18 protein-coding genes are annotated in these 23995 nt (G+C 41.3%); 12 read left to right on the forward strand and 6 right to left on the reverse strand.

The features are described from left to right. The first annotated feature begins 105 nt into the window (after positions 1 to 105). From CHJ_RS06705 to fabV, 8 genes are all read left to right on the forward strand, one after another. Positions 106 to 1485, forward strand: a complete 1380-nt coding sequence (locus CHJ_RS06705; protein ID WP_317917248.1) for an MATE family efflux transporter — start codon at positions 106 to 108, stop codon at positions 1483 to 1485. A 262-nt stretch (positions 1486 to 1747) separates the two neighbouring features. Continuing rightward, positions 1748 to 2419: an ABC transporter ATP-binding protein gene (locus CHJ_RS06710; protein WP_317917249.1), complete on the forward strand. Its 672-nt coding sequence runs from the start codon at positions 1748 to 1750 to the stop codon at positions 2417 to 2419. Continuing rightward, the gene (locus CHJ_RS06715) at positions 2400 to 4850 is read left to right on the forward strand and encodes an ABC transporter permease (RefSeq protein WP_317917250.1); all 2451 of its coding nucleotides are present in this window, start codon (positions 2400 to 2402) and stop codon (positions 4848 to 4850) included. Before CHJ_RS06710 ends, CHJ_RS06715 begins: the two co-directional genes overlap by 20 nt. A gap of 1 nt (position 4851) precedes the next feature. Beyond that, the gene (locus CHJ_RS06720) at positions 4852 to 5958 is read left to right on the forward strand and encodes a lipocalin-like domain-containing protein (protein WP_317917251.1); all 1107 of its coding nucleotides are present in this window, start codon (positions 4852 to 4854) and stop codon (positions 5956 to 5958) included. A 551-nt stretch (positions 5959 to 6509) separates the two neighbouring features. Continuing rightward, positions 6510 to 7649, forward strand: coding sequence for a Na+/H+ antiporter NhaA (gene nhaA / locus CHJ_RS06725; protein WP_317917252.1), 1140 nt, complete (start codon positions 6510 to 6512; stop codon positions 7647 to 7649). A 306-nt stretch (positions 7650 to 7955) separates the two neighbouring features. Beyond that, positions 7956 to 8582, forward strand: a complete 627-nt coding sequence (locus CHJ_RS06730; RefSeq protein WP_317917253.1) for a TetR/AcrR family transcriptional regulator — start codon at positions 7956 to 7958, stop codon at positions 8580 to 8582. 96 nt (positions 8583 to 8678) lie between these two features. Then, positions 8679 to 10961 carry an acyl-CoA dehydrogenase gene (locus CHJ_RS06735; RefSeq protein WP_317917254.1) on the forward strand — a complete coding sequence of 761 codons (2283 nt, stop codon included), beginning with the start codon at positions 8679 to 8681 and terminating at the stop codon, positions 10959 to 10961. A gap of 188 nt (positions 10962 to 11149) precedes the next feature. Next, on the forward strand, positions 11150 to 12352 hold the full coding sequence (fabV, locus tag CHJ_RS06740) for an enoyl-ACP reductase FabV (RefSeq protein WP_171754021.1): 1203 nt from the start codon (positions 11150 to 11152) through the stop codon (positions 12350 to 12352). Positions 12353 to 12489: 137 nt separating this feature from the next. On the opposite strand, the gene CHJ_RS06745 is transcribed toward fabV, so the two are convergent. Then, positions 12490 to 12750 (reverse strand): GrxA family glutaredoxin, encoded by a 261-nt coding sequence (locus CHJ_RS06745; protein WP_171754022.1) that lies wholly within the window; start codon positions 12748 to 12750, stop codon positions 12490 to 12492. Between the two features lie 398 nt (positions 12751 to 13148). On the opposite strand from CHJ_RS06745, the gene CHJ_RS06750 reads away from it, so the two are divergent. Then, a complete protein-coding gene (locus CHJ_RS06750) occupies positions 13149 to 14393 on the forward strand; it encodes an iron-containing alcohol dehydrogenase (RefSeq protein WP_317917255.1) in 1245 nt (414 codons plus the stop codon). 45 nt (positions 14394 to 14438) lie between these two features. Here the strand turns inward: CHJ_RS06750 and CHJ_RS06755 are convergent, their stop codons facing one another. From CHJ_RS06755 to CHJ_RS06775, 5 genes are all read right to left on the reverse strand, one after another. After that, a complete protein-coding gene (locus tag CHJ_RS06755) occupies positions 14439 to 15293 on the reverse strand; it encodes a MurR/RpiR family transcriptional regulator (RefSeq protein ID WP_171754026.1) in 855 nt (284 codons plus the stop codon). A gap of 314 nt (positions 15294 to 15607) precedes the next feature. Further along, positions 15608 to 17254: a pyridoxal-dependent aspartate 1-decarboxylase PanP gene (gene panP / locus CHJ_RS06760; RefSeq protein ID WP_317917256.1), complete on the reverse strand. Its 1647-nt coding sequence runs from the start codon at positions 17252 to 17254 to the stop codon at positions 15608 to 15610. 254 nt (positions 17255 to 17508) lie between these two features. Beyond that, the gene (locus CHJ_RS06765) at positions 17509 to 18021 is read right to left on the reverse strand and encodes a hypothetical protein (RefSeq protein ID WP_317917257.1); all 513 of its coding nucleotides are present in this window, start codon (positions 18019 to 18021) and stop codon (positions 17509 to 17511) included. A gap of 219 nt (positions 18022 to 18240) precedes the next feature. Further along, positions 18241 to 19146 carry a lysine exporter LysO family protein gene (locus CHJ_RS06770; RefSeq protein WP_317917258.1) on the reverse strand — a complete coding sequence of 302 codons (906 nt, stop codon included), beginning with the start codon at positions 19144 to 19146 and terminating at the stop codon, positions 18241 to 18243. A gap of 36 nt (positions 19147 to 19182) precedes the next feature. Continuing rightward, on the reverse strand, positions 19183 to 20103 hold the full coding sequence (locus CHJ_RS06775; protein ID WP_317917259.1) for an HDOD domain-containing protein: 921 nt from the start codon (positions 20101 to 20103) through the stop codon (positions 19183 to 19185). 390 nt (positions 20104 to 20493) lie between these two features. Between CHJ_RS06775 and CHJ_RS06780 the strand changes: the two genes are divergently transcribed. The 3 genes from CHJ_RS06780 to CHJ_RS06790 all read left to right on the forward strand — a co-directional run bounded on the left by CHJ_RS06780 (position 20494) and on the right by CHJ_RS06790 (position 23984). Continuing rightward, positions 20494 to 21081 carry a TfoX/Sxy family DNA transformation protein gene (locus tag CHJ_RS06780; RefSeq protein WP_317917260.1) on the forward strand — a complete coding sequence of 196 codons (588 nt, stop codon included), beginning with the start codon at positions 20494 to 20496 and terminating at the stop codon, positions 21079 to 21081. An 828-nt stretch (positions 21082 to 21909) separates the two neighbouring features. Next, entirely contained in the window at positions 21910 to 22941 is a 1032-nt protein-coding gene (locus CHJ_RS06785) for an ABC transporter permease subunit (RefSeq protein ID WP_317917261.1), read from the forward strand. After that, positions 22938 to 23984, forward strand: a complete 1047-nt coding sequence (locus tag CHJ_RS06790) for an ABC transporter permease (protein ID WP_411861539.1) — start codon at positions 22938 to 22940, stop codon at positions 23982 to 23984. Before CHJ_RS06785 ends, CHJ_RS06790 begins: the two co-directional genes overlap by 4 nt. Positions 23985 to 23995: the final 11 nt, after the last annotated feature.

Raw genomic sequence — 23995 nt, forward strand, 5'->3', positions numbered from 1 at the left:
GATTGATGCGTATTGAGAGTAGAATAGCCACTCACTCCGTTGCCACTTTTTGTAAACTTTAACTCATAAAGTTTATATCACGATTTTATCTGCATTGAGGTTTTAATGAACAACACCTTATCACTAGTTCTTAAGTATACAAAAGGTGATTTTTTACGTCGTCTGTTCGCCATTGCCATGCCTATTGCATTGCAGAATATCATGTTTTCCAGCCGTGGTTTGGTGGATGTCTTGATGCTGGGACAGTTAGGAGAAGCTGATATTGCCGCTGTTGGTGTGGCCAGCCGTGCGATGTTCGTGACCACTATTATGCTGGTTGGGGTTAATACCGGAGGCGCGCTGCTCACTGCACAATATTGGGGAGCAGGCAATAAAGAAGGGGTTAGAGAGAGTACCGCGTTAACTTGGATTATTGCTAACGGTTTTGCGTTATTAACCGTGACACTATTTATGCTCTTCCCTAGTCAAGTTATGGGGCTTGCTACAGACTCTGCTGAAGTTAATAGATTGGGTAGCGAATACATAGTGATCACGTCGCTAAGTATGTTTGCGGTTGCTTGTGTGAGTAGTATGGCTGTTGGTTTAAGAGCGATGCACAAACCTGGAGTAAGTACTTTTTTCAGTGGTATTGGCATACTTTCTAACGTCTTTTTGAACTGGGTATTGATATTTGGTCACCTTGGTATGCCAGCAATGGGGATCAAAGGGGCTGCCATCGCAACAGTGTTAAGTGGTGCTATAGAGATACTCTGCTTATATTCTTATCTCTACTCCAAAAACCATCTACTGGCATTTAGAATGTCAGATCTGCTGGCGGCATTACGAGGAAATAATGTTTCAAGATTCTTGCGTTTGTCATTGCCTACCACTTGTAACTTCTTTATGTGGGCGGCAGGTATGTTTGCCTATCATGCCATTATGGGGCAGACAGGGGTGCAGGGACTGGCGGCATTATCAGTTATGACTCCGGTAGACTCGATCGCGCTGAGTTTACTTATCGGTACCTCTACCGCTGCTGCTGTATTAACAGGTAATCAGATCGGTGCTAAAAACTATCAAGCCGTCTATTACCAGTCTGTTGGCTTGTTATTTATTAGTATCGCAATTGGCATATGTGTTGGTGTGGTGCTCTATTTTGTTCAGGTTCCTATTCTTGACTCGTTCAGCGCGTTAACGGAAGAGACTCGTCAACTAGCCGATAAGTTTATATTGGTGTTGTGTGGCGCGATGGTGATTCGTTCTATCCCGCTGACATTGGTCGTCGGGGTTCTGAGAGCCGGAGGTGATGTTAAATTTTGTCTTTACCAAGATATGATTACTCAGTGGTTCATCGGCATTCCAATTGCGGCTTTTTCTGCTATTTATTTAGGTCTTAGCCCGGAGTGGGTTTACGCTATGTTCCTGTTGGAAGAAGTCGTGAAATGTTTTACCGCCACCAAGCGCCTAAAAAGTCGCAAATGGATCAGAAATTTAATCGAACAGTAGCCAGTTGCTAAATGACGGTTTGGCTAGACAACTAAAATTGAAATGGTTGTAAAAATCACTAGTTAAAATAAACAGTTAGAGGTAATTAGCTAAGCCGTCTATTTCTTTCGTTTTGCAAAATAAATTGGTTAAAAAGAGAGCTATGTCAGCTCTCTTTCTGTTTGGCATTTAAATAGTGTGATCTGTTATTCAAAATACTTTCAGATTGTAAGGTTTTAGTGTAGATTCACTATCCCAATTTAGAATTGTAGAGAGTGCGTTAATGCTGAAACTGGAGAACCTGAGTAAAGGCTATGTAGATGGAGGTGAATTCCATCCTGTACTTCAGGGCGCAGAGTTAGTATTAAAGCAAGGTGATCAGTTAGCGTTAATGGGGGAGAGCGGTTCAGGAAAGAGTACGCTACTCAACTTGATATCGGGATTGGATATGGCAGATTCAGGAGAGATAATATTTCCTGATTTTGTAATGACCAATAGCCCAGAGGTTAAAAAAACCGCATATCGTCGCAATAATATTGGTCATGTTTTTCAACAATACAATCTACTTCCCACTTTGAATATTGCCGATAACATTCGGTTTTGTCGCCAGCTTAAAGGCTTACCTGAAGATAAAGGTTTATGGCGGCAGATTGTCTCTTCACTTGATTTAATGGCACTGCTCGGGCGTTACCCTGAAGAGGTTTCCGGAGGGCAGCAGCAACGTGCTGCAATCGCGAGAGCTCTTTATATGGAACCTAAACTACTGTTGGCCGATGAGCCTACAGGGAGTTTAGATGAACGTAATGCTGAAGCGGTTATGCGCTTATTAACGTCCTTAGCAAAGCAACTTAACTGTACACTTTTGTTAGTGACACACAGTGAAAAAGTCGCACAACACATGAACGGTTGTATAAAGCTACAAGGGGGACAGTTGCATGTTATCGCCCGTAGTTAAATCGCTACTGGGGCATTACCGTCGACACCCTCTTCAACTATTGTTAGTACTGTTTGGATTGACTCTTGGTGTATCAATATTTGTTGGTGTTACCGCGATAAATCATCATGCAAAACAGAGTTATTCCAGTGGTGAAAAGCTGTTCGCTACGCCACTACCTTATCGAATTACACCGAAATACAATGCCAATCGAATCCCTCAAGGGTTTTACATTCAGCTTCGTCGTGAAGGATTTAATCAATGTATGCCCATTGATTCGATGCAGCTGGAAAGCAGTCGCGGTGAAGATCTCTCTATTATCGGCATCGACCCTGTTGCTATGCTGGAGCTCAGTTCAGCCGCAGGGATTAAGCACCCCTCCTATTTTCAATTAATGCAAGAAACGCCTCCTGTTATGTTAAGCAGCGAGTTGGCCACTTACTTAGGGAAAGAGGTTGGTGACTACATTGATCTCAATGATGGCAGCAAGCTTGGCCCTATTATATTAGATAGCGAAGGTGGCTTAAATGGCACATTAATAGTGGCTGATATTGCATTAATCCGACAATTAAAGAGAGAGGGCGGTTTTTCATCTATTGCTTGTGCTCCAATGCCGGAGAAAAAGTTAGCCAAATTAAAGCATTTGATCCCAAATGGAATGGCGCTAGCGAAAACCTCCAAAGCCGAACTTGAATCTTTAACTCAAGCATTTCATATGAATCTCTCTGCGATGGGAATGCTGGCATTTGTCGTTGGCTTATTCATTTTTTACCAAGCGATTTCATTGTCCTTTATTCAGCGACAGCCCATGGTGGGTATACTCCGCCAGACTGGGGTGTCGGGCTGGCAGTTGTCCAAAGCGCTTATGCTAGAGCTGTTTTTACTCATCTTGTCTGGTTGGATTTACGGTAATGTTTTTGGCTTAATGTTGGCGAATAAGTTGATGCCTTCAGTCTCAACCACGCTCTCTGATCTATACAATGCAAATGTGGGACTAACCATAGAGTGGGATTGGTTATCCGTGTTTCAAAGCTTGTTAATGGCTGTGCTTGGAACCGTTCTCGCCTGTAGCTGGCCGTTAGTACGATTAATACGCTCTCAGCCTATTCGTTTATCCGCTAGGCTCTCTTTAGTTCGTTTTGCTGGTAGAGAGTTTTCATGGCAGGCATTGGTCGCGTGTCTATTCTGTATTATTGCATTTGCCTTGTATCAGATATCAGACTCAGCGGAGACAGGCTTTATCATAGTGGCGCTACTGCTTATCAGTGTTGCTCTGTTTATGCCTTTTGTTATCTTCGAACTGTTCAGCGTACTCTCATTCTCGCTAAAATGGGTAAAAGTGCGCTGGTTCTTTGCCGATGCTGCCGCAAGTATGAGTTATCGTGGCGTCGCGGTAATGGCCTTTATGCTGGCGATGTCTGCCAATGTTGCAGTTGAAACCCTTGTTGGCAGTTTTAGAGAAACAACCGATAGCTGGCTAAATCAAAAATTGGCGGCTGACGTTTATATTTATCCTACGACTAACTCGGTAGGTCGTATGGGATCTTGGCTGATAAAGCAGCCTGAAGTTGAAGATGTGTGGTGGCGTTGGGAGAAAGAGATCTCGACAGATAGCGGCATTATTGAAGTGGTAAGTACTGGGGATAGCCAATCAGAACGAAATGCGGTAACGGTTAAGCTTGCAATACCTAATTCATGGTATTACTTAAATACTTCTCGTGGCTTAATGGTGAGTGAGTCCATGGCGGTAAAAGATGGTTTACGGCCGGGAGACTATATTGCTTTAGATAGTTCTGCTGCAAGCTGGCAAGTCGTCGGGGTTTACTACGATTATGGCAACCCGTATCGTCAAGTTCTGATGTCGCATAATAATTGGTTAAAACACTATACCGGCCAAGGCAATGTGGGGTTGGGCGTCGTACTGAAACCCGATGCCGACGAATCGTTATTACTTGATCGTCTGCAGATTACACAGCGAATGTCGACAGAACGGATATACAACAATAAAGATATTCACAGTCAGGCTATGCGTGTGTTTGATCGAACATTTGTCATTGCAGATACCTTAGGTAATTTGACATTAATTATTGCTGTGTTTGGGATCTTCTTCGCCACGATTGCGGGGGAAATCTCCAAGCAGAGAAATATCGCTTTGCTACGATGCTTCGGCATGTCAGGAAAAGAACTGGTGTTGTTGAGCTGTTTGCAGCTGTTCGTTTTTGGTGTGATATCTGCAATTGTTGCTATGCCTCTAGGGGTCGGATTGGCACAGATACTGGTGGAAGTAGTATTGAAAGAGTCTTTTGGCTGGACTATGCACTTGTATGTTATTCCATGGGAGTATTTTAATACCTTTATGTGGGCAATGCTGGCTCTTGTCATTGCTGGAGCAATACCGGTCATTGGTATGGTGAAACGGACGCCAATGAAATCGCTACGGGATGCTTTGTAGTATGAAAAGAAAGATCGTATTTCGTTCAGCAATAGTTGCAGTACTTCTGGTAAGTATCGCTGCCGTCGTTTCCTATTTTCAACAACAAAAACCCGTTAAAGTTATTGATGAACTGACTAATGTATACGGTATAAATCCTACGGCTACATTTGAGCCTGTCTTGCCTAATCATCCCGTTGAGCTTCCTAGAGATTTTGCTTTTCATCCAGAATTTCAGAATGAAAAATGGCAGTATTTTGCAACGCTGACGGATAAACAGGGTAACCCTGCCAGTATTCAGTGGACAGTTATCCGAGTATCACGCGATGAGTCGCTTTTAGGCGGCTGGAAAAACTCACAACTATTTGTTGCTCAGGTTGTGGTGAGCTATCAACATCGAGTATGGAAACAACAACGACTTGCTAGAGGTGGTGTCGGTCAGGCGGGGCTAAGAACTCGACCTTTTCGATTGTGGATAGATAACTGGTCATGGAACTCACTCGGGATTGCTCCTCTTCCCGGTATACTAAAGGTCGCCACTGATGATTTTTCTTTCTCCTTAAAATCATTGGCTACCTCGCCATTTTTGTTGGCAATGGAGAATGGTTACCAGCAGGAGCAGAGTTTATTACCCATCGCTTCTTACCAATTTTTTATGCCGCGTATACGTGTTGCAGGTAAGTTACAGATCAACGGTAAGCCGTTTGATGTGGCTGGCAACGCGTCTCTAACCAAAGAGTGGCATAGTGATCCAGCCATTGAGAAGCTACAAGCTCAAACACAGATTGATGTACAACTTGATGATGGGCGTTACTTAAAGATAAAGCACAATAAACTACCGTCACTCCCTGTTTACAGTTATGGAACTATTGTCGATAAAGAGGGTAGAAAATTAGCCCTCAACCACAATGAGATAAAGATGAAACCGACCGTCTATACGAGGTTGGCGAATGGAAAACTTCTCCCGTTAGAGTGGCAGATTAGCATAGCGAAAGAGCGCCTCTCTGTGACCATTAAGGCTTTGAACAATGAAATGTGGCATGATTTCATTCAACCCTATTGGCAGGGGCCTATAACGGTATCCGGCAGCTCATCGGGTAAAGGTTCGTTAAAGCTTTCTGGCTACTAGTTCATTGTTATACTCAACTGACCTCAAGGTGCTTGTTCAGCGAGAATGTATTGGCTGCTGATCAAGGCACTGATTTGAAGGCATAGTCATTCTACGGCAAGAATCTATATTGGTTTTATTACAAACCGATGCTGATACCCCTTAACACTTCTTTTATGGCATACACTCGACAAATAGCCGAGTAACTTCTCGTCGTCAGAGAATGACTCTGCCTCCCGCTAAATCCTTTTATTTGAAATGACTTGGCTACTTCACTCTTGTTTACAAATAATCTTCTCCTCTTCGCCAAAAATCATCTAAGATTTCAACAGGGTATTTCTATAAATTAAATTTATGCACTAAAATGCTTATATTCTATATGAATATGTTTTCCACAGTGGTTGAGTCTGCTTTTTCTGCTCTGTGAATGAGCTGCTAGATTGGAATGTTCGGATAAACCGAAGTTATACTTCTAAACAATCGATTATTCCTGTCTTTGTATGAGTTATACACTGCGCGTTATTGGTTTTTACGAAATATATGCAAAAAATTATAATAATGAGGTAGGGATTATGAATGACGTCATTCGTGATTTTTTTAAGATGGAATCCGCTGGTGGTATTTTATTAGTTATCACCGCAGCGATAGCGATGATCATTGCGAACTCAGCCGCAGGCGAAGCTTACTATGCAGTGTTACATTCGTACTTTCTTGGGATGTCAATTTCACACTGGATAAACGACGGCCTAATGGCGGTGTTCTTCTTATTAATCGGTTTAGAAGTAAAAAGAGAGTTATTGGAAGGGGCGTTGAAATCAAGAGAAACGGCCATTTTCCCCGCGATTGCAGCGGTAGGTGGCATGTTGGCTCCTGCGCTGATTTACGTGATGTTTAATATCAATGATAGTCAGGCTATCCAAGGTTGGGCTATTCCCGCCGCGACTGATATTGCTTTTGCTCTTGGTATTATGGCACTGCTTGGTTCTCGTGTTCCTGTTAGTTTAAAGGTCTTCCTATTGGCCTTAGCCATCATTGATGATTTGGGTGTTGTGGTGATTATTGCTCTGTTTTACAGCAGTGATCTTTCTACATTAGCACTGACGGTTGGTTTCATTATGACGGGAGTTCTGTTTATGATGAATGCCAAACATGTCACTAAATTGACTTGGTATTTATTAGCAGGATTTATTCTTTGGTTTGCAGTACTTAAGTCCGGTGTCCATGCAACGTTAGCAGGTGTTGTACTAGGCTTTGCGATTCCTTTAGAAGGAAATGACAAAGAAGATTCGCCCCTTAAGCATCTAGAGCACGCGTTACACCCTTATGTCGCTTTTGCTATTTTGCCTATCTTTGCCTTTGCAAATGCGGGGATATCATTAGAAGGGGTCTCTCTATCTGGACTAACGTCAATGTTACCTCTAGGGATTGCATTGGGGCTACTGATTGGCAAACCTTTAGGTATTTTCAGCTTTAGCTGGCTAGCGGTTAAATCTGGTGTTGCTAAGTTACCAGAAGGTATTAACTTTAAACATATATTTGCGGTATCTGTGTTGTGTGGTATTGGATTTACTATGTCGATATTTATCTCTTCACTGGCATTCATTGGTGTGAGCGCTGAGTTTGATACCTATGCAAGACTGGGCATTTTGATGGGCTCAACGAGTGCAGCCGTTATCGGATATGTTCTGTTAAGAATGACATTACCAAAATAATAGATGAAAAAAAGCCCAATCCAAAAAGGGATTGGGCTATACAAACATAGGAGTTTTAATAAATAAGAAAAAAGCAGTATGTTGAGTAAAACAGTTAAAAATCAAGTACTACCACTCGGTAACCTTCTCAATGCTCTGTTCACTACAGATATTCTGACCCGCCTTCACTGAAACAGTTCAATTTAATTTCTCTTTTATTTCAAAATTTTTATTTTCTATTAAGCATCATAAATGTGATGTTGCGTACTTGTTAATATCTTGTTGAGGATGTATATTTCAAACAGTTGTTTGATACGGTTGATTGAAATGGCGCAAAAAAATAAAACAAAAGACAAAATTCTTGATGTCGCTGAGGGGCTATTTGCGGAGCAGGGCTTTAATGATACTTCTCTTAGAGCGATTACTAGCAAAGCGAATGTGAATCTAGCGTCGGTTAATTACCATTTTGGAGACAAGAAAACCTTAGTACGTGCAGTGCTTGATCGGTATTTAGAGGCTTTTATGCCAGCGGTAGGGGACGCGTTAGTGGAGCTGAACCAGCGAGATAATTATCATATGGAAGAGGTTTTTGAAACATTAAAAGAGCCACTTCTCCGACTAGATAACGTGAGACCTAATGGTGCGAGTCGATTTATGTTACTGGTTGGCAGAGGTTATACCGATGTACAAGGGCATTTGCGTTGGTTTATTACCACTCGATACATTGAAGTGTTAACTCAATTTAGTAACTCTATTATAAAAGCAGGACCAGATTTAACGCCTGAAACTCTATTTTGGCGTTTGCATTTCACCTTAGGAACATGTGTTTTCACTATGGCTTCTAGCCAAGCATTAGCTGAAATCGCATTTAATGATTATGGTCAAGCGGTTGATTCTACTGTTGTCATCAACCAGTTGATTCCATTTTTAGCGGCGGGTGTTGCTGCTGATTGATTTGGTTTGATTTCTAACCATGTTTAATCGAAAACAATTTTAACTTAATAACTTAAAGCAATAATAAATATCTAATAGAACAAAAGGATCTGAACTATGTGCTCTCTACGTAGAAAGTGGGTCAGCGACCCAGCATTTAAGATGTTTAAAAAAGTATTACCACCGCTATCTGACACTGAAAAAGAGGCAATGGAAGCGGGTAGTGTATGGTGGGATGGAGAGCTATTCTCTGGTTCGCCTGATTGGCAAAAGCTGCATCATTATCCTAAGCCGACATTAACGGCTGAAGAGCAGTCATTTATTGATAATGAAGTAGAAACATTGCTTGAAATGATCGATGACCACAAAATCGTCAAAGAAGATCGTGATTTACCAAAAGAAGTATGGGATTACATTCTTAAAGAACGCTTCTTCTCGCTAATTATTTCTAAAGAGTATGGTGGTAGAGAGTTTTCTTCTCATGCCAACTCAACCATTGTGTCAAAAATTGCAACGCGCAGTAACAGTGTGGCTGTCAGTGTCATGGTTCCAAACTCATTGGGACCAGGTGAGCTAATTACTCACTATGGTACACAGCAACAGAAAGATTACTGGTTGCCTCGCTTAGCAGATGGTACCGATATTCCTTGTTTTGCATTAACGGGCCCTGAAGCGGGTTCAGATGCCGGTGGCATTCCTGATATGGGTGTTGTTTGTAAAGGAATGCATGAAGGCAAAGAAGTCCTTGGTATGCGCATTAGCTGGAATAAGCGTTATATTACTCTAGCGCCTGTTGCAACGGTTCTTGGATTAGCATTTAAACTGCAAGATCCTGATGGACTGTTGGGCGACAAGCTCGACCTTGGTATTACGTGTGCACTTATCCCTTCTGATCACTCAGGCGTAGAGATTGGTGAGCGTCATGACCCACTAGGGCTTGCCTTTATGAACGGACCGACTCGTGGTGAAGATGTCTTTATCCCTATGGAGTGGATCATTGGCGGACAAGACTACGTAGGTAAAGGCTGGCGTATGCTAGTAGAGTGTCTTTCTGCTGGCCGTGGTATCTCATTACCAGCAATGGGGGCAGCGGTTGGGCACTTAACGACTCGTACAACAGGTGCATACGCTTATGTACGTAAACAGTTTGGTTTACCTATTGGTAAGTTTGAAGGTGTAGCAGAAGCTCTAGGGCGAATCGGTGGGCTTTCTTACTTACTGGAAGCGACACGTACACTGACGACCACTTCTCTAGACTTGAAAGAGAAACCAGGGATAGTGACCGCCATTGCCAAGTATCATATGACTGAAATGGCTCGAACGGTGCTTGATGACTCCATGGATATTCATGCAGGTCGTGGTATTCAGCAAGGTCCAATGAACTACTTAGCTAACTTCTATATCGGTGCGCCTGTGGCAATCACGGTAGAAGGTGCCAATATTCTAACGCGAAATCTGATGATATTCGGACAAGGGGCAACTCGTTGTCACCCTTATGTGTTGAAAGAGATGGAAGCGGCGGCCAATCCTGATGTTGAGCAAGGTGCAAAAGAGTTTGATGAACTGCTGTTTAAGCATATTAAACATGGTGCTAAAAATACCTTTGGTTCTCTGTTTGCTGGCTTAACAGGATCTAAATTTATCAAAGCGCATATGAGTGGACCAACTAAGGTTTATTATAAAGATCTGACTCGAGTGAGTCGTGCTTTGGCATTGAGTTCTGATGTTGCCATGGCAACATTAGGTGGCGACTTAAAACGTAAAGAGATGATTTCAGCTCGTTTAGGTGATGCATTGAGCTTCTTATATATGGCATCGGCCGTGTTGAAAAAGTATGAAGATGATGGGCGTCAACAGAGTGATCTAGATTATGTTCATTACGGCGTACAGCACTGTCTATATAGTGCCGCTAAATCGTTGCAAGAAGCGTATGACAACTTCCCGAGTAAAGTTGCCGGTTCTCTATTAAGTGGCTTAGTTTTCCCTCTGGGTAACCGCTTCAAGAAACCATCGGACAATGTGACGGTTCGTATTGCGGAAAGCGTAATGACGCCGGGAGCTCATCGCGACCGTTTAACTCACTTATGCTATATAGGTAAAGATCCTGATGATTCCATTGGTCTAATGGAAACTGCCTTTATCAAAATGTATGAAATCCGTGGTTTAGAGCGTAAGCTAATTCAAGCGGCTAAAGAGGGTAAAGTGGCAAGAAAAGGCCCACTAAAAGAGAGATTGAAGCAAGCATTTGACGCTGGTGTCTTCACTGAGCAAGAAGTGAAACAGATCTTGGAAGCAGAAGCGATTCGCAGTAAAGCGGTACAGGTGGATCACTTTAGTCATGACTTTTCAGAGACGTTAACGCACAGTCAATCAGCACCAAAATTGAACAGTGTTGCCTAGATAACTCGTAGCGTAATAGCAAAAAGCACCTCAAATGAGGTGCTTTTTTACCTTAACAACTCCAACCACTTCAAAATTAACAGCAAATTAAAAGAAAGTAGATGCGATTTGTTGGCTAAACTTTTATCCTAACGGCAATCATAAGGTGATGCTAACAAGCAAACCTCACTTATAAAGGACAGTTGAACATGATCATTAAACCTCGAATTCGTGGATTTATTTGTACTACTACTCACCCTGTAGGTTGTGAAGTTAATGTAAAAGAACAGATTGAATACACAAAAGCACAAGGGCAAATAAAAAATGCGCCTAAGAGAGTGCTTGTTGTTGGTTCTTCAAGTGGCTATGGTCTCTCTTCTCGTATCGCCGCTGCATTTGGTGGTGGCGCGTCAACCATTGGTGTGTTCTTTGAAAAAGCAGGCACAGAGAAAAGAACGGGTACAGCTGGTTTTTACAATGCTGCTGCATTTGATAAGTTGGCGAAAGAAGAAGGCTTATATTCGAAAAGTTTAAATGGTGATGCTTTTTCTAATGAAGCGAAGCAAAAGACGATTGATTTAATTAAGCAAGATCTTGGTCAAATCGACATGATTGTTTACTCGCTGGCGTCCCCAGTTCGTAAAATGCCTGAAACGGGAGAAGTGATCCGTTCAGCTCTAAAACCAATAGGCGAAACCTATACCTCAACCGCGGTTGATACCAATAAAGATGTCATTATTGAAGCGAGCGTTGAGCCAGCAACAGAACAAGAGATTCAAGATACTGTTACGGTAATGGGTGGAGAAGATTGGGAGCTGTGGGTCAATGCGCTTTCAGATGCGGGCGTATTAGCAGAAGGCTGTAAAACGGTAGCGTATAGCTATATTGGTACAGAGCTCACTTGGCCGATCTACTGGGATGGTGCATTAGGTAAAGCAAAAATGGACCTAGACCGTGCGGCGAGTGTATTGAATGATAAACTGTCTGCCACTGGTGGTAGCGCTAATGTTGCAGTATTGAAGTCGGTTGTTACTCAAGCAAGCTCTGCGATTCCTGTTATGCCACTATACATTGCTATGGTCTTTAAGAAGATGCGTGAAGAGAATGTGCATGAAGGCTGTATGGAGCAGATTTATCGCATGTTTAGCCAACGTCTATATAAAGAAGATGGTTCACAAGCTGAAGTTGATGACTGCAACCGCTTGCGATTGGATGATTGGGAATTACGTGACGATATTCAACAGCATTGCCGTGAGTTGTGGCCACAAATTACCACAGAGAACATAAAAGACTTAACGGATTATGTTGAGTACAAAGAAGAGTTTCTAAAACTATTTGGCTTTGGTGTTGAAGGGGTCGATTACGATGCCGATGTCAATCCTGCGGTTGAATTTGACGTGATTGATATTTAAACGAACGCTATGGTTAAGTAAGTCGTTATTGACTGTGTAAAGTTACGACTTACGTATATCAAACGAGTTCGCTGGAAATCGTATTACAAAAAGCCCGCAAATTTTGCGGGCTTAGTTTTATCTGAATTTTGATACTTTTAGTAAAGGTCTAAATTCTCTTTAGCGTACGCTTCAAATTCTGTGCAGCCGCCAATATGATCTTGGTCGACAAATATTTGAGGTACTGTTTCAACGGGTTTACCAACGGTTTTTTCAAGATCAGCTTTGCTGATGCCTTCTGCATGAATATCAACATAGCGATAGTTGAAATCATCGCGTTTCTCTTTTAATGATTCGGCAATATCTTTTGCTCTAACGCAGTATGGGCAACCAGGGCGTCCAAAAATAACAACAAACATTCACTTTCTCCTAAACTTTTTATAAGACGATTCTTTTTACAATAATCATCTTAATAATTATATGGCTGAACTAACTATGCCTTAAGCTACCAAGAAAATAAAGCTTGAATAACCTCTGGATCCAATAGGCAAAACCTATTTAGCTCAAATTGACAGTAATAGAGTGATAATAGACGATATTTTCACTCGGCAGAGCCAATTTAGGAGGCTTTAAATGGCAGGTAAAGATACCGTGTAAGCTAAAACAAGGAGTTTTAATGATGGCCAACATCAACAGTGTGAACGCTAACAAGTTTCTGCAAATTAATTGCAGAGAGTCAATGTGATTTGTACTAAATCAATAACTTATTGAGTAAACAAGCGCAACCTAATTAACAGTAGCTATTATAGGAGTGTGTATGTTTCAGTTTATGACATCAACAAGGATAGTATTTGGTGAAGGGGTGTTGTCTTCATCGTTATCGGTACTAAATCAATATGGTTACAGTGTATTGTTAGTCTCCGGGCGAAATACTCAGCGAGCTAAACCTGTGCTTAATTATTTAAAACAGCAAAAAATGCGCTATCAACATGTCTCTATCAGTGGTGAACCAAACATCACAATGGTTGAAGAAACCGCGGTGATCGGTCGGCGTTTCAAACCTGATATGGTGGTCTCCATTGGTGGTGGTAGCGCCATAGATATGGGAAAAGCATTAGCCGCTATCATTCCCAATCAGGGTGATGTCTATGATTATGTTGAAGTCGTTGGACGTAGCGTACCACTTAAAACAAAACCCCTTCCATTTATTGCCATTCCAACCACCGCAAGTACCGGTTCTGAGGTGACCAATAAAAGCGTGTTGCGCTCAGGGCAGGATAAAGTAAAGGTAAGCTTACGATCGGCCGATATCTTGCCTGATGTCGCTATTGTTGACCCTAGCTTAACGGTCGGAGCCTCAAGTGACATTGCTTATCGAGGCGCAATGGAAACTTTTACCCATTTGATGGAAGCTTATGTGTGCGGTGATCCAAACCCATTAACTGATATGATTTGTGAAGAGGGAATACGAAAGCTATCGGGTGCACTAACGCTATTAACTAGTGACGATGCTGAGTTTCCTTATTCTGACTTAGCGTTTTCTTCAATGCTTGGTGGAATGGCCATCTCTAATGCTAAGTTGGGTGCCGCACATGGGCTTGCTTCTTCTTTAGGTGGAAAAATTACTGTCCCACACAGTGTGATTACTGCTCGTTTAGCGCCATATGTGATGCAAGAAAATATATCAGTGGCAAGAGAAGGGGGCAGAGACGATATCCTGCAACGTTATCGCACGATTGCTAGACTGGTGACGAATAACCAACATGCCAATGAACAGGATGCGGTTGATTGGATCAAAACAACGCTAGAGTGCTTGAAGTTACCCAGCTTAACGGATTTTGGTATTTGCATGACATCATTTAGAACCGTCGCGTTAGACGCTATGCAATCTGCATCGATCAAAGGTAACCCCATTCCTTTAACTGAAGAGCGTTTGATCTTTATTCTTGAGCAAGTATGTACCTGTGAAGAACATGAAGAGGGAAATCAGCAAGAGAAGAGCAACGCGAGTATAGAGATTAATGAGCTAGGCTATACACAAAATGAAACTGAGCCTTTTTGAGTAAAAAAAACGGAGCCTCTAGCTCCGTTTTTTATCATAAATAGCTTAAAAGCTGGTAATTTTGTCGTACCTAGAATCTTTTAACGCGTCTTTAACCCGTTTAAGATTATCGCGGAAACCTGAACCACGTCGTAGGGTAAAGCCTGTTGCTAGGACATCAATAACGGTCATCTGCACAACACGACTTGCCATCGGCATGTATACATCAGTATCTTCTGGTACGTCTAATGTAATCGATAGAGAGGCGGCTTTATCAAGTGGAGAGTCTTTTGCCGTTATCGCAATAACTGTGGCTCCATTTTCTCGACCTAAATTAGCCACTTCTACCATACTTTTTGTTCGGCCAGTATGAGAGATAAGAACGATGACATCATTGTCTGTACAGTTGATACAGCTCATTCGTTGCATCACAATGTCTTCAAAACAGGCAATGGGAATATTAAAACGAATAAACTTATTTTGTGCATCTTTTGCTACAGCCGAAGATGCACCCAAACCAAAAAATGAAATGCGTTTAGCTTGAGTTAAAAGATCGACAGCGCGATTGACTTGCATTGAATCAAGGCTATTTTTAGCCACATCAAGACAAGCCATCGTTGACTCAAATATTTTGTGCGTATACGCATCTGGACCATCATCTTCTTCTACGTTTCGATTAACGTAAGGTGTTCCGTTTGCCAGACTTTGCGCTAAATGAAGCTTAAAGTCCGGAAAACCTTTAGTGTCAAGACGACGACAAAAGCGGTTTACGGTTGGCTCACTAACATCAGCCATCTTGGCTAATGTTGCAATGCTTGAATGAATGGCCGTTTGAGGGGATGCCATTATAACTTCAGCAACTTTACGTTCTGATTTGCTAAAGTTTTCCAAGCTTTTTTGAATTTTCTCTAATGTATTCATAATTATTACTAATAAGTAAGTATATAAAACGGGCGTTCGAACTACTGCAAAATGCCATTTAGTATGGTCTTGTATATATTACGCAATAATAGAACCTACAACTTTGGATTCAGTATAAACCCATCTTTGGATAGGAAAGAAACAAAAGCAGAGTAAAATGGCAATTTAATGGCGATAACATGACAAAGTTCAAACTAAATTTCAGTTTCGAAACTTAATGTAGGATTGAACTGACGCAATTTTGCGCCAATTCAATAATAAATGACTTCTAAATTACAAAAATAAGAAAGAAAATTTCAGTTTTGAAAGCAATGTTAATGAGATCTATTATTAATATGCTGAGTCTGCTGCTCAATTTTCTCTAATAGATAACGATTGCTTAACGCTATCTCTCGCTGCTCGATTAATACCGACTGTAAGATCTCTTTGCTAGTAAGCGGGTTGGCCAAAACCACACGAAAAACAATCGTGTCGTGTTTATTCCACTTAGTCGGATTTAACCGAGTTCGGGAGACAAATGAGCGTCCCGTTTCCCTTTGCGTTTTCTGAACATACTTGGTTAAATCGTTTAGCAGTTGTAGTAATGGTTGTCGCTCTTGTTTGCTCGCGTTTTCTAGTGCTATTTGTGTCGCTTCGGGAACATAACGATAAGTCAGCAAACATAACTCAGGTTCCGAAACCAGCTCGAAGTCGTTCTGTTGTTTAATCAGCGTCGAGAAGTATTTCGCTTTCTCAATACTTTGATCAATAAGTAGCTCGTAACCTGGGCGGCTAATAATATGTAGGCTGGAGTACACCAACATCGCCATACCGGAGCGCGATCCTTCTAATGTATGGCTACCTAAATCTTTTGAACCTTTACGAAGAATATATTCTGCGTGATGTTCTACCGCTCTCATATCGTCGGGGTTTTTAAATAACACCATACCAGCACCCATAGGTATGTATAGCTGCTTGTGAGCATCTATGGTCACCGAGTCCGCAAGTTCGATACCATCAAGAAGGTGACGGTAGTGGTTGGACATTAATGTTGCTCCTCCCCACGCGGCATCTACATGAAAATGGCAGCCTTCACGCTGGCTAATTTCAGCCATCTCTTTTAATGGGTCGACACTGCCAGTTTCGGTTGTTCCTGCGACTCCGACAATTGCGAACGGCTTAATTTTCTGAGACTTTAACTGTGCGATTTTGCTCTCTAAATCTTTTGTGCATACGCGGTTGTTGCCGTCTGTTTTTACCGGAATAAGAGAGTCTTGACCAATGCCCAAAACATTAGCCGCTTTTTTCAGCGAGTAATGACCTCTTTCTGATACAAGTACGGCAAGACCTTCGTATTGATAATGTTTCATGGCCTTGAACAATCCTTCAGCTTGTACGCCTTTGAACTGTTTATCCGCTTTCAAAGCATTATTTCTAGCAACCCACAACGCAGTTATGTTAGCGATGGTTCCACCAGAACAAAACGCGCCTAAAGAGTGGTTGGCACTGTGCATCCATTTAGCATAAAACGACGGTTCTTTACTGTATATCAGCCGGTGTAACATGCCGAGGACTTGACGCTCTAAAGGTGTAAAGGCTTTAGACGTTTCAATCTTTACCAAATTTTGATTGAGAGCAATCATTATTTTGGATAGAGGCATTAAGAAATAGGGCAGTGCTGAAGTCATGTGCCCGATAAAACTAGGGGCAGAAGTATGCACTGAGTGCGATACCAAGGTATCAAGTAGGTGTTGAGTATGATCTGAAACAAATTCAGGCTGTTCTGGTATAACAGCATTTGAAAAGTCTTTTTCTATTTCAAAAAGTGGCTTCTCTTCTGCAACAATATGTTCTCTCAAGAACTCGTTTAAGTTTTGAGATAACTCTACTTCAATTTTAGATAAAGCAGATCCCGGAGCTTCAGGGATAGTGAATATACGCAGTAAGCTTTCAAAGCTTACATCAGCTGTTTTGTTTTCCATAACTAAAAAACTTTTGTTATTTAGGTCTGTAAACCCTAGGGTCTGTTGACCTTTCGCGACTATTTTTGCAGCAGTTTGTTGGTGCTTAATACAAGGCAGCGCCTGTGAAGTGTGGCCATCTACACAAATCAGGTGACTAAGGTCTACAAACTTTGAATGCATCATTTTTGAGGGGAACAATCTAAACGAAAACGGGACCGATGTCCCGTTTTAATTGTGTAATCTGATTTTACCACCAACGATTAAGCTCACTTTTATTGACAGCTGATTTTCTCTACTTCAGAAATAGATTGGTTATATTTGGCCAATGCACTGTCTATTTTTTTAGGGTGGCTTAACAAATCAGCAAAGGCGGAGCGCAGCTCATAATTTTTAGCATGAGGTGTAGATTGGCGATCTGAGAAGGTTTTCTCGGCTATTTTGCCTAGGGTATCGCTACGAGTTGCTAGCTGTTTGATCTCTTTTTGCTCTAACTTTAACCAAGCTTCAATAGGCTTTTCTGTGGCGATTTTACTGGTGTCTTCTTTTAAATAATAGTGTACTGCTGCTCGATTGAGTTCGAAATGGTTCTCCCGGCCTTGGTAAAACCAGTCTCCAACTTCTTTAAGCTCTGGGTATTGTTCCGCGGTTAAATTAGTCAGGTCTTTATACCAAGCAAGAGAGGCATCAATATAAGCATCGTATTTTTGGGATTGACACTGCATGTCAGCAGCGAGTGTTGCTGAGCTGGCACTGCACAGTAACAGCGTGAGGGCTAAACGCTTCATTTATCTTCCTTTTATATCTTTATAATGTTTATTCTAATTGTCGGTAAATGCTAACAAGTTATTAACGGTTTTGCTGAGAGCTATGTAACAGAGTTTTATTCTCAAATAACCTCGAAATGGAATAGCACTCTTCCGTTATCTTTCTTGAACTGAGCCTGTTGATACAGCTCTGAATCCAGCATGCTGAGGTCATCTGGCTGTATATGACTGATTAATGAGTTAACCGCTAATAGAAACGAAAAACAGCATAAATACAGGAACTAACAAGCTGAGAATAAATCCGCTAACAATAGCTATTGGTACACAGCGGACGCCGCCGGTTGTCTGAATGACGGGTAAGGTAAAGTCCATAGCCGTTGCACCTGCGTAGCCTATTGCGCTGCACGGTTTTCGTGTAATCAGCATAGGAATGAGTACCAGAGCGACTAATTCTCTAAGTAGCTCTATCATAAATGAAGCCCCACCAAATACCGGCCCAAACGCATCCCCCATTAAAATGCCTGCTAACGAATACCAGCCAAAGCCAGACGCCATAGCCAAGCCTTTGGTTATAGGGATATCGAGTACCAGTGCCGCGACAATGCCTCCGAACCAAGAAGATATTATAATCACCATAGCGATTAACATACCGTGCTTGTTGAGTAGGATCTGTTTTAGGGTCAAACCACTATTGCGTAATTGGATGCCGATTAGGAACAATAAGAAGAATAAAATCCACTCGCTGGCTGATTCTACCCAACTGAGATCCAGTGGAAAGATAAGGCCTATTGCTAACCCGAGACCCACAACAATAATGAGTTTAACGGATTCCATTGCCATTGCTGAAAGGGGAAGTTTCTGTTTTGTTTGTTCTGTTTGCAGTGGAAAAAAGCGATCTATTAGTGGCAAGGTCGTCAGGTTACATAAACCAATAATGACAAAAAATGTCGCAGTATAAGTGAGTATGGTTTGTAAATTGGTGCCGAGATTATCTAGTGCCGCTAGACTTAATCCCATCAAAGAGAGAATAACGTAGACTAAATACGAGGTGTATTTATTTATAGATTCTAAAATTGATTTATTTGAAATAGAAAACAGATACCCCACTACGAGTGGGGCAAATATAAAGATCATCCCTGAAAACATGTTTAAAGCCTATTGTTCTCGCATCTGTGAGGTAGTTTATAGTCCAGTTGCGGTTATTACGTCATTAATCCGTGACTTAAAGTCATTCTCATTTAAATTACTTAGCTGATACATCGCTTCAGCGCCAGCTAGATTCATCTCCACATGATGGCTATCTATCTTATCATCATCACGCCTAAACATAAGTAGATGATGAGCCATTCTTGCGATATCTAGATAGGTGATGTCATCGCGATCATCGGTCATTTCGATATTCTTAGCAACCTCTATAAAGTCATTGTCGAACTGCCAGTGCTTCAGCACTAATTCACTGGTGGTTGGACATCGAGAAGCAAATATCTGCAGCGCGAGGTCATTGTCGAGGTAATTTCCTCTGTCCAGATAAATGTGGAACTCGTTTACTAAACAGTACAAGCCAATATCTGCTAGCAGTCCAACCAGCAATGCTTTTTCAAGCTCTAAATAGTCGTATTGGTTGTCTGAGTGTTGCAGTATCTCTTGAGTAACCAGTACCATTGTTGCTGCGAACTCTCTTGAGCTTGAGGCGCTCTTCTTAAGCACAGCACTACAATCTTTATCTAAATTCGCGGTGTGTTTTAGTTGCTCTATCGCTTGTGCCGTAACAATATCACGTACTCGCATTATGCCTAGGCGAGATACGGCGTTTTGAATATCAGTACAGGTAATATTACGACGGTTAAAAATGACAGAGTTTGCTACACGGATAACGACTGCCGCAAGACTTGGGTCGTCTATCAGACACTCGGCAATATCTGGTACACCGGTTTCTTCTCGTGTGCAGAGTTGCTGGATTTTGATGACTACATCGGGAATCGGGGGAAGGGTTATTCGGCCCGTAGATATAGATTGTTCAACCAGTTGTGCAAACTCAGACTCAAGGCTTTCTACAAGTTGCTGCTTATTATCAGATAGCCAAAAAAATGATAAGTGATTCATATATATTGTCCTAAATTCTTGAACGCCATAGTACATCTACTTTGCGGATCCTAGCAATTAAAATCATTATAATTAGCCTTCTGATGGAAATTTTTTATCTTATTGATTTGTAACAAAATATTATTCATGAATTCTGTAACTTTATGATATTTATATATTTATTTTTACATGTGATAAAAATATTTGTTAATCAAGCGGATTGATCCTCAAGACACCTTTTAAATTCATTCATGATAAGTATTATCTGCTTATTGCCGAAGAGCAATTTTTAAATGGCAAGATAGCCATATATCTAAAAAAATAGCGTTTAATTTTTAAATCACTTTGTCATTACCACGCGAACGATAAATATCGGTCGCTGTTTTTATGTGTCTTGCTAAGGGTTTAATAATGAGAGACCAAAGATTTTTTGACTATATGACTCGGTTTGGAAACAACAAGAATCGCTCAATGTTTGGAGGCCGAGGACTGTTTTTAGATGGTGCAATGTATGCGCTTATCGCTAAAGGGCGGTTGTTTTTGAGAGGGGGAGGTGATCTCGACTCAAAATTGGAAGCTCTGAACTGTCAGCGTTATTGCCAAATTAAGAAACAGAAAGTAACGACAGTAAATTACTTTGATATTACTTATCTGCTTGATTCTGACTATGAAGAGTTAGACCTATTGGTTCGAGAATCAATTCAATGCGCTTTAAACTTTAAATCCTGCCCCAAGTCACTTGATAGTTTGCGGCTTAGAGACCTACCTAATATGCAATTAAATCTCGAGCGAATGGCCATTCGTTCGGGCATTTCTGATGTTAAAACCTTTATGTCATTAGGTGCGGTTAAATCTTTTATGCTGGTAAAAAAAGAGTACGGTGATGATGTGGATGTCAAATTGCTGTGGAAATTTGCGGGCGCCTTAGAGGGCATTCACTGGACACTGGTTCGTGATAATAAGAGAAATACTCTGTTGTCTGACTGCCATAATGATTAAGTGCACTGTAAATACTCAACTAACTTAAAGATGCCCATTCTTGCGTGAGATAACCTTGAAAGAGGAAGGCCATTTCTTCGATTATCTTTCTTGAACGGAACCTGTTGATGAAACTCTGAATCCAATCCATGGAAGTCACTTGAGTATATCCGCATATTGTTAGATTAACCGTAAATTACCACTTATAAACAGTACCGTAACTCCCTCTCACTTGTTAGGGGCGTTATTGTGCTGTTTTGTGCTTAGAGAGTGCTTGTTAATACGATGGCTTTCACTTAACTGTTTAATTAAAATCATATTTTTACCTCACCAGTATTATCCAATAAATGCTTTTATTGTACGCATTGAGTAATTTATCTATTATTTATAGAGAATGCTGTCCGTTAACTTAAAGTTGTTAACAAAATGATCTATACTGCATTTATAGAATGGAAATAAATGTGGCTAAAATTCATAGTGTTAGGATTTTTCCCATGTCCACACTAGGGTTTGAAGTAGCAAGTAAAACAATATTTGATGGATAGCAAATATACTCAAGTGACCTCAAGGTGCTTGTTCAGCGAGAATTTAATGGCTGCTGATCAAGGCACTGATTTGAAGGCATAGTCATTCTACGGCAAGAATCAGTAACACAGAGCAGGGGCCAATAAAACTCGCCCTTTGGGAGCACATCAACACGCCCATTTCTGCGTCAGATAATCTTGAAAGGGAATGCCATTCCTTCAATTATCTTTCTTGAACTGAACTTGTTGATGTTGCTCTGAATCCAGCATCTTGAGGTCACTTGAGTATAAGATTGGTCACAAACGGAATTGGAGAATTGATTGAGTGCTTGACTACTTTTTACGCAGAGCTGCGTTAGTCATTCCTACATTTATTGGCATCACCATACTGATTTTTGCTATCACTCGGCTGGTACCGGGTGGGCCAGTGGAGAGGATGCTGTCGAGTATGCAGTTTAGCGGCAGTGAGACGGCTGTTGCAATAAGTGATGTCGGTGCCAGTAGTGCTTTATCACAGGATCAAATTGATAAGCTAAATCAGTTCTATGGTTTGGATAAACCAGTCGTCGAGGCATATTGGCAGTGGCTAACCAAACTGCTTGCTTTGGATTTTGGTGAGTCAACTCGTTATTATGAACCAGTAACCGATATGATAGCTGAACGTCTGCCTGTCTCTCTGTTCTATGGTGGAATGACCTTTTTCATCGCTTACTTTATATCCATACCACTTGGTTACTATAAAGCCATTAAGCATGGCTCCTTTTTTGATTCAGCATCCTCCATCGCCATTTTTATTGGTTATGCTCTACCGGGTTATGTTGTGGGTGTATTACTGATCACTTGGTTCTCATATCATCTTGAATGGTTTCCTATGGGAGGATTCACAGGAGATGATTTCGATGACTTATCTTCTCTCTCTGAACAAATTAAAGATATTCTCTGGCATGCCGTTTTGCCGCTAATTTGTTATTTGATTGGTGATTTTGCCACTCTCACCATGACCATGAAAAATAACTTGATGGAAAACTTATCAGCTGATTACATCCGCACGGCTATCGCTAAAGGCTTGCCTTTTCGCAAGGCGGTTCGTAAGCATGCTTTACGAAATAGCTTGATTCCTATCGCAAGCCACTTTGGCAATTCACTGCTGTTTTTTATGACAGGCTCATTTTTAATCGAGGTTATTTTCGATATAGATGGTATTGGCCTGTTAGGTTACGAGTCTATTATTGAGAGGGATTATCCGGTGGTAATGGGTATTGTTGCCATTAACGCCTTGATGTTGTTAATAGGAAACATAGTTTCCGATATCTGTGTTGCCCTTGTGGACCCACGTGTGAAGTTTGGGGGCGCATGATGATAGAACTTGATCCTGTTACCTATAAGAAAATACGTCGATTTAAGCAGATTAAACGAGGGTATTGGTCGTTTATCATCTTATCTTGCATGCTGATTTTGTCTATTTTTGCTGAGCTGCTGATAAATAGCAAAGCCTTGGTTGTTCGTTATCAGGGGGAATACAGTTTTCCCATTGTGAGTAACGTAAAGCTCGGCAGCGATTTTGGTCTTGGTTACAGTGCCGAAGTGAATTACCGGCAGTTAAAGGCTCATTTTCAAAAACAAGATAAAGGTGACTTTGTCCTGCTGCCGATTGTGCCATGGAATCCTTACGAACAAGATTTTTCCGGTGACTACCCTCCAGTAAGCCCAAATTTTGAGTCTAAACACTACTTGGGTACAGACGTCATCGGGAGAGATGTGCTAGCCAGACTGGTTTATGGTTTTCGCATCGCAATGGGGTTTGCATTAATTACCATGCTTATCTCTTATTCCATCGGCACTGCGGTTGGGTGTGCAATGGGTTTTTGGGGAGGGAAGTTTGATCTTATTGTACAAAGATTGATAGAAATTTGGTCTATGGTGCCATTTTTGTATGTGATTATGATATTGGTGTCGATCATTCAACCTACATTTACTCTGTTTGTTTTAATCAATGTACTGTTTGGCTGGATGGGTATGACTTGGTACATGCGAACCATGACCTATAAAGAATCAGCTAGAGAGTATGTGTTGGCCGCTAGGGCTATTGGTGCGACCACATCACGAATACTTTTTAAGCATATATTGCCAAATACCATGGTAATGATTGTTACTTTAGCGCCTTTTACTATTGCCGGTAATATCACAGCATTAACCGCATTAGATTACTTAGGCCTTGGATTGATGCCTCCAACACCAAGCTGGGGGGAGTTGTTGCAACAAGGCAAGTCGAACTTAGATTCTCCATGGATAGTCATATCTGTGGTTGTCGCAATTGTATCAGTATTGGTGATGGTAACCTTTATTGGAGAAGCAGTAAGAGCGGCATTTGATCCGAAAAAATTTACTCGTTATAACTGACGCAAGGATGA

It is taken from the genome of Vibrio sp. MACH09, from assembly GCF_033238805.1.
In the GTDB taxonomy this organism is placed as follows: Bacteria; Pseudomonadota; Gammaproteobacteria; order Enterobacterales; family Vibrionaceae; genus Vibrio.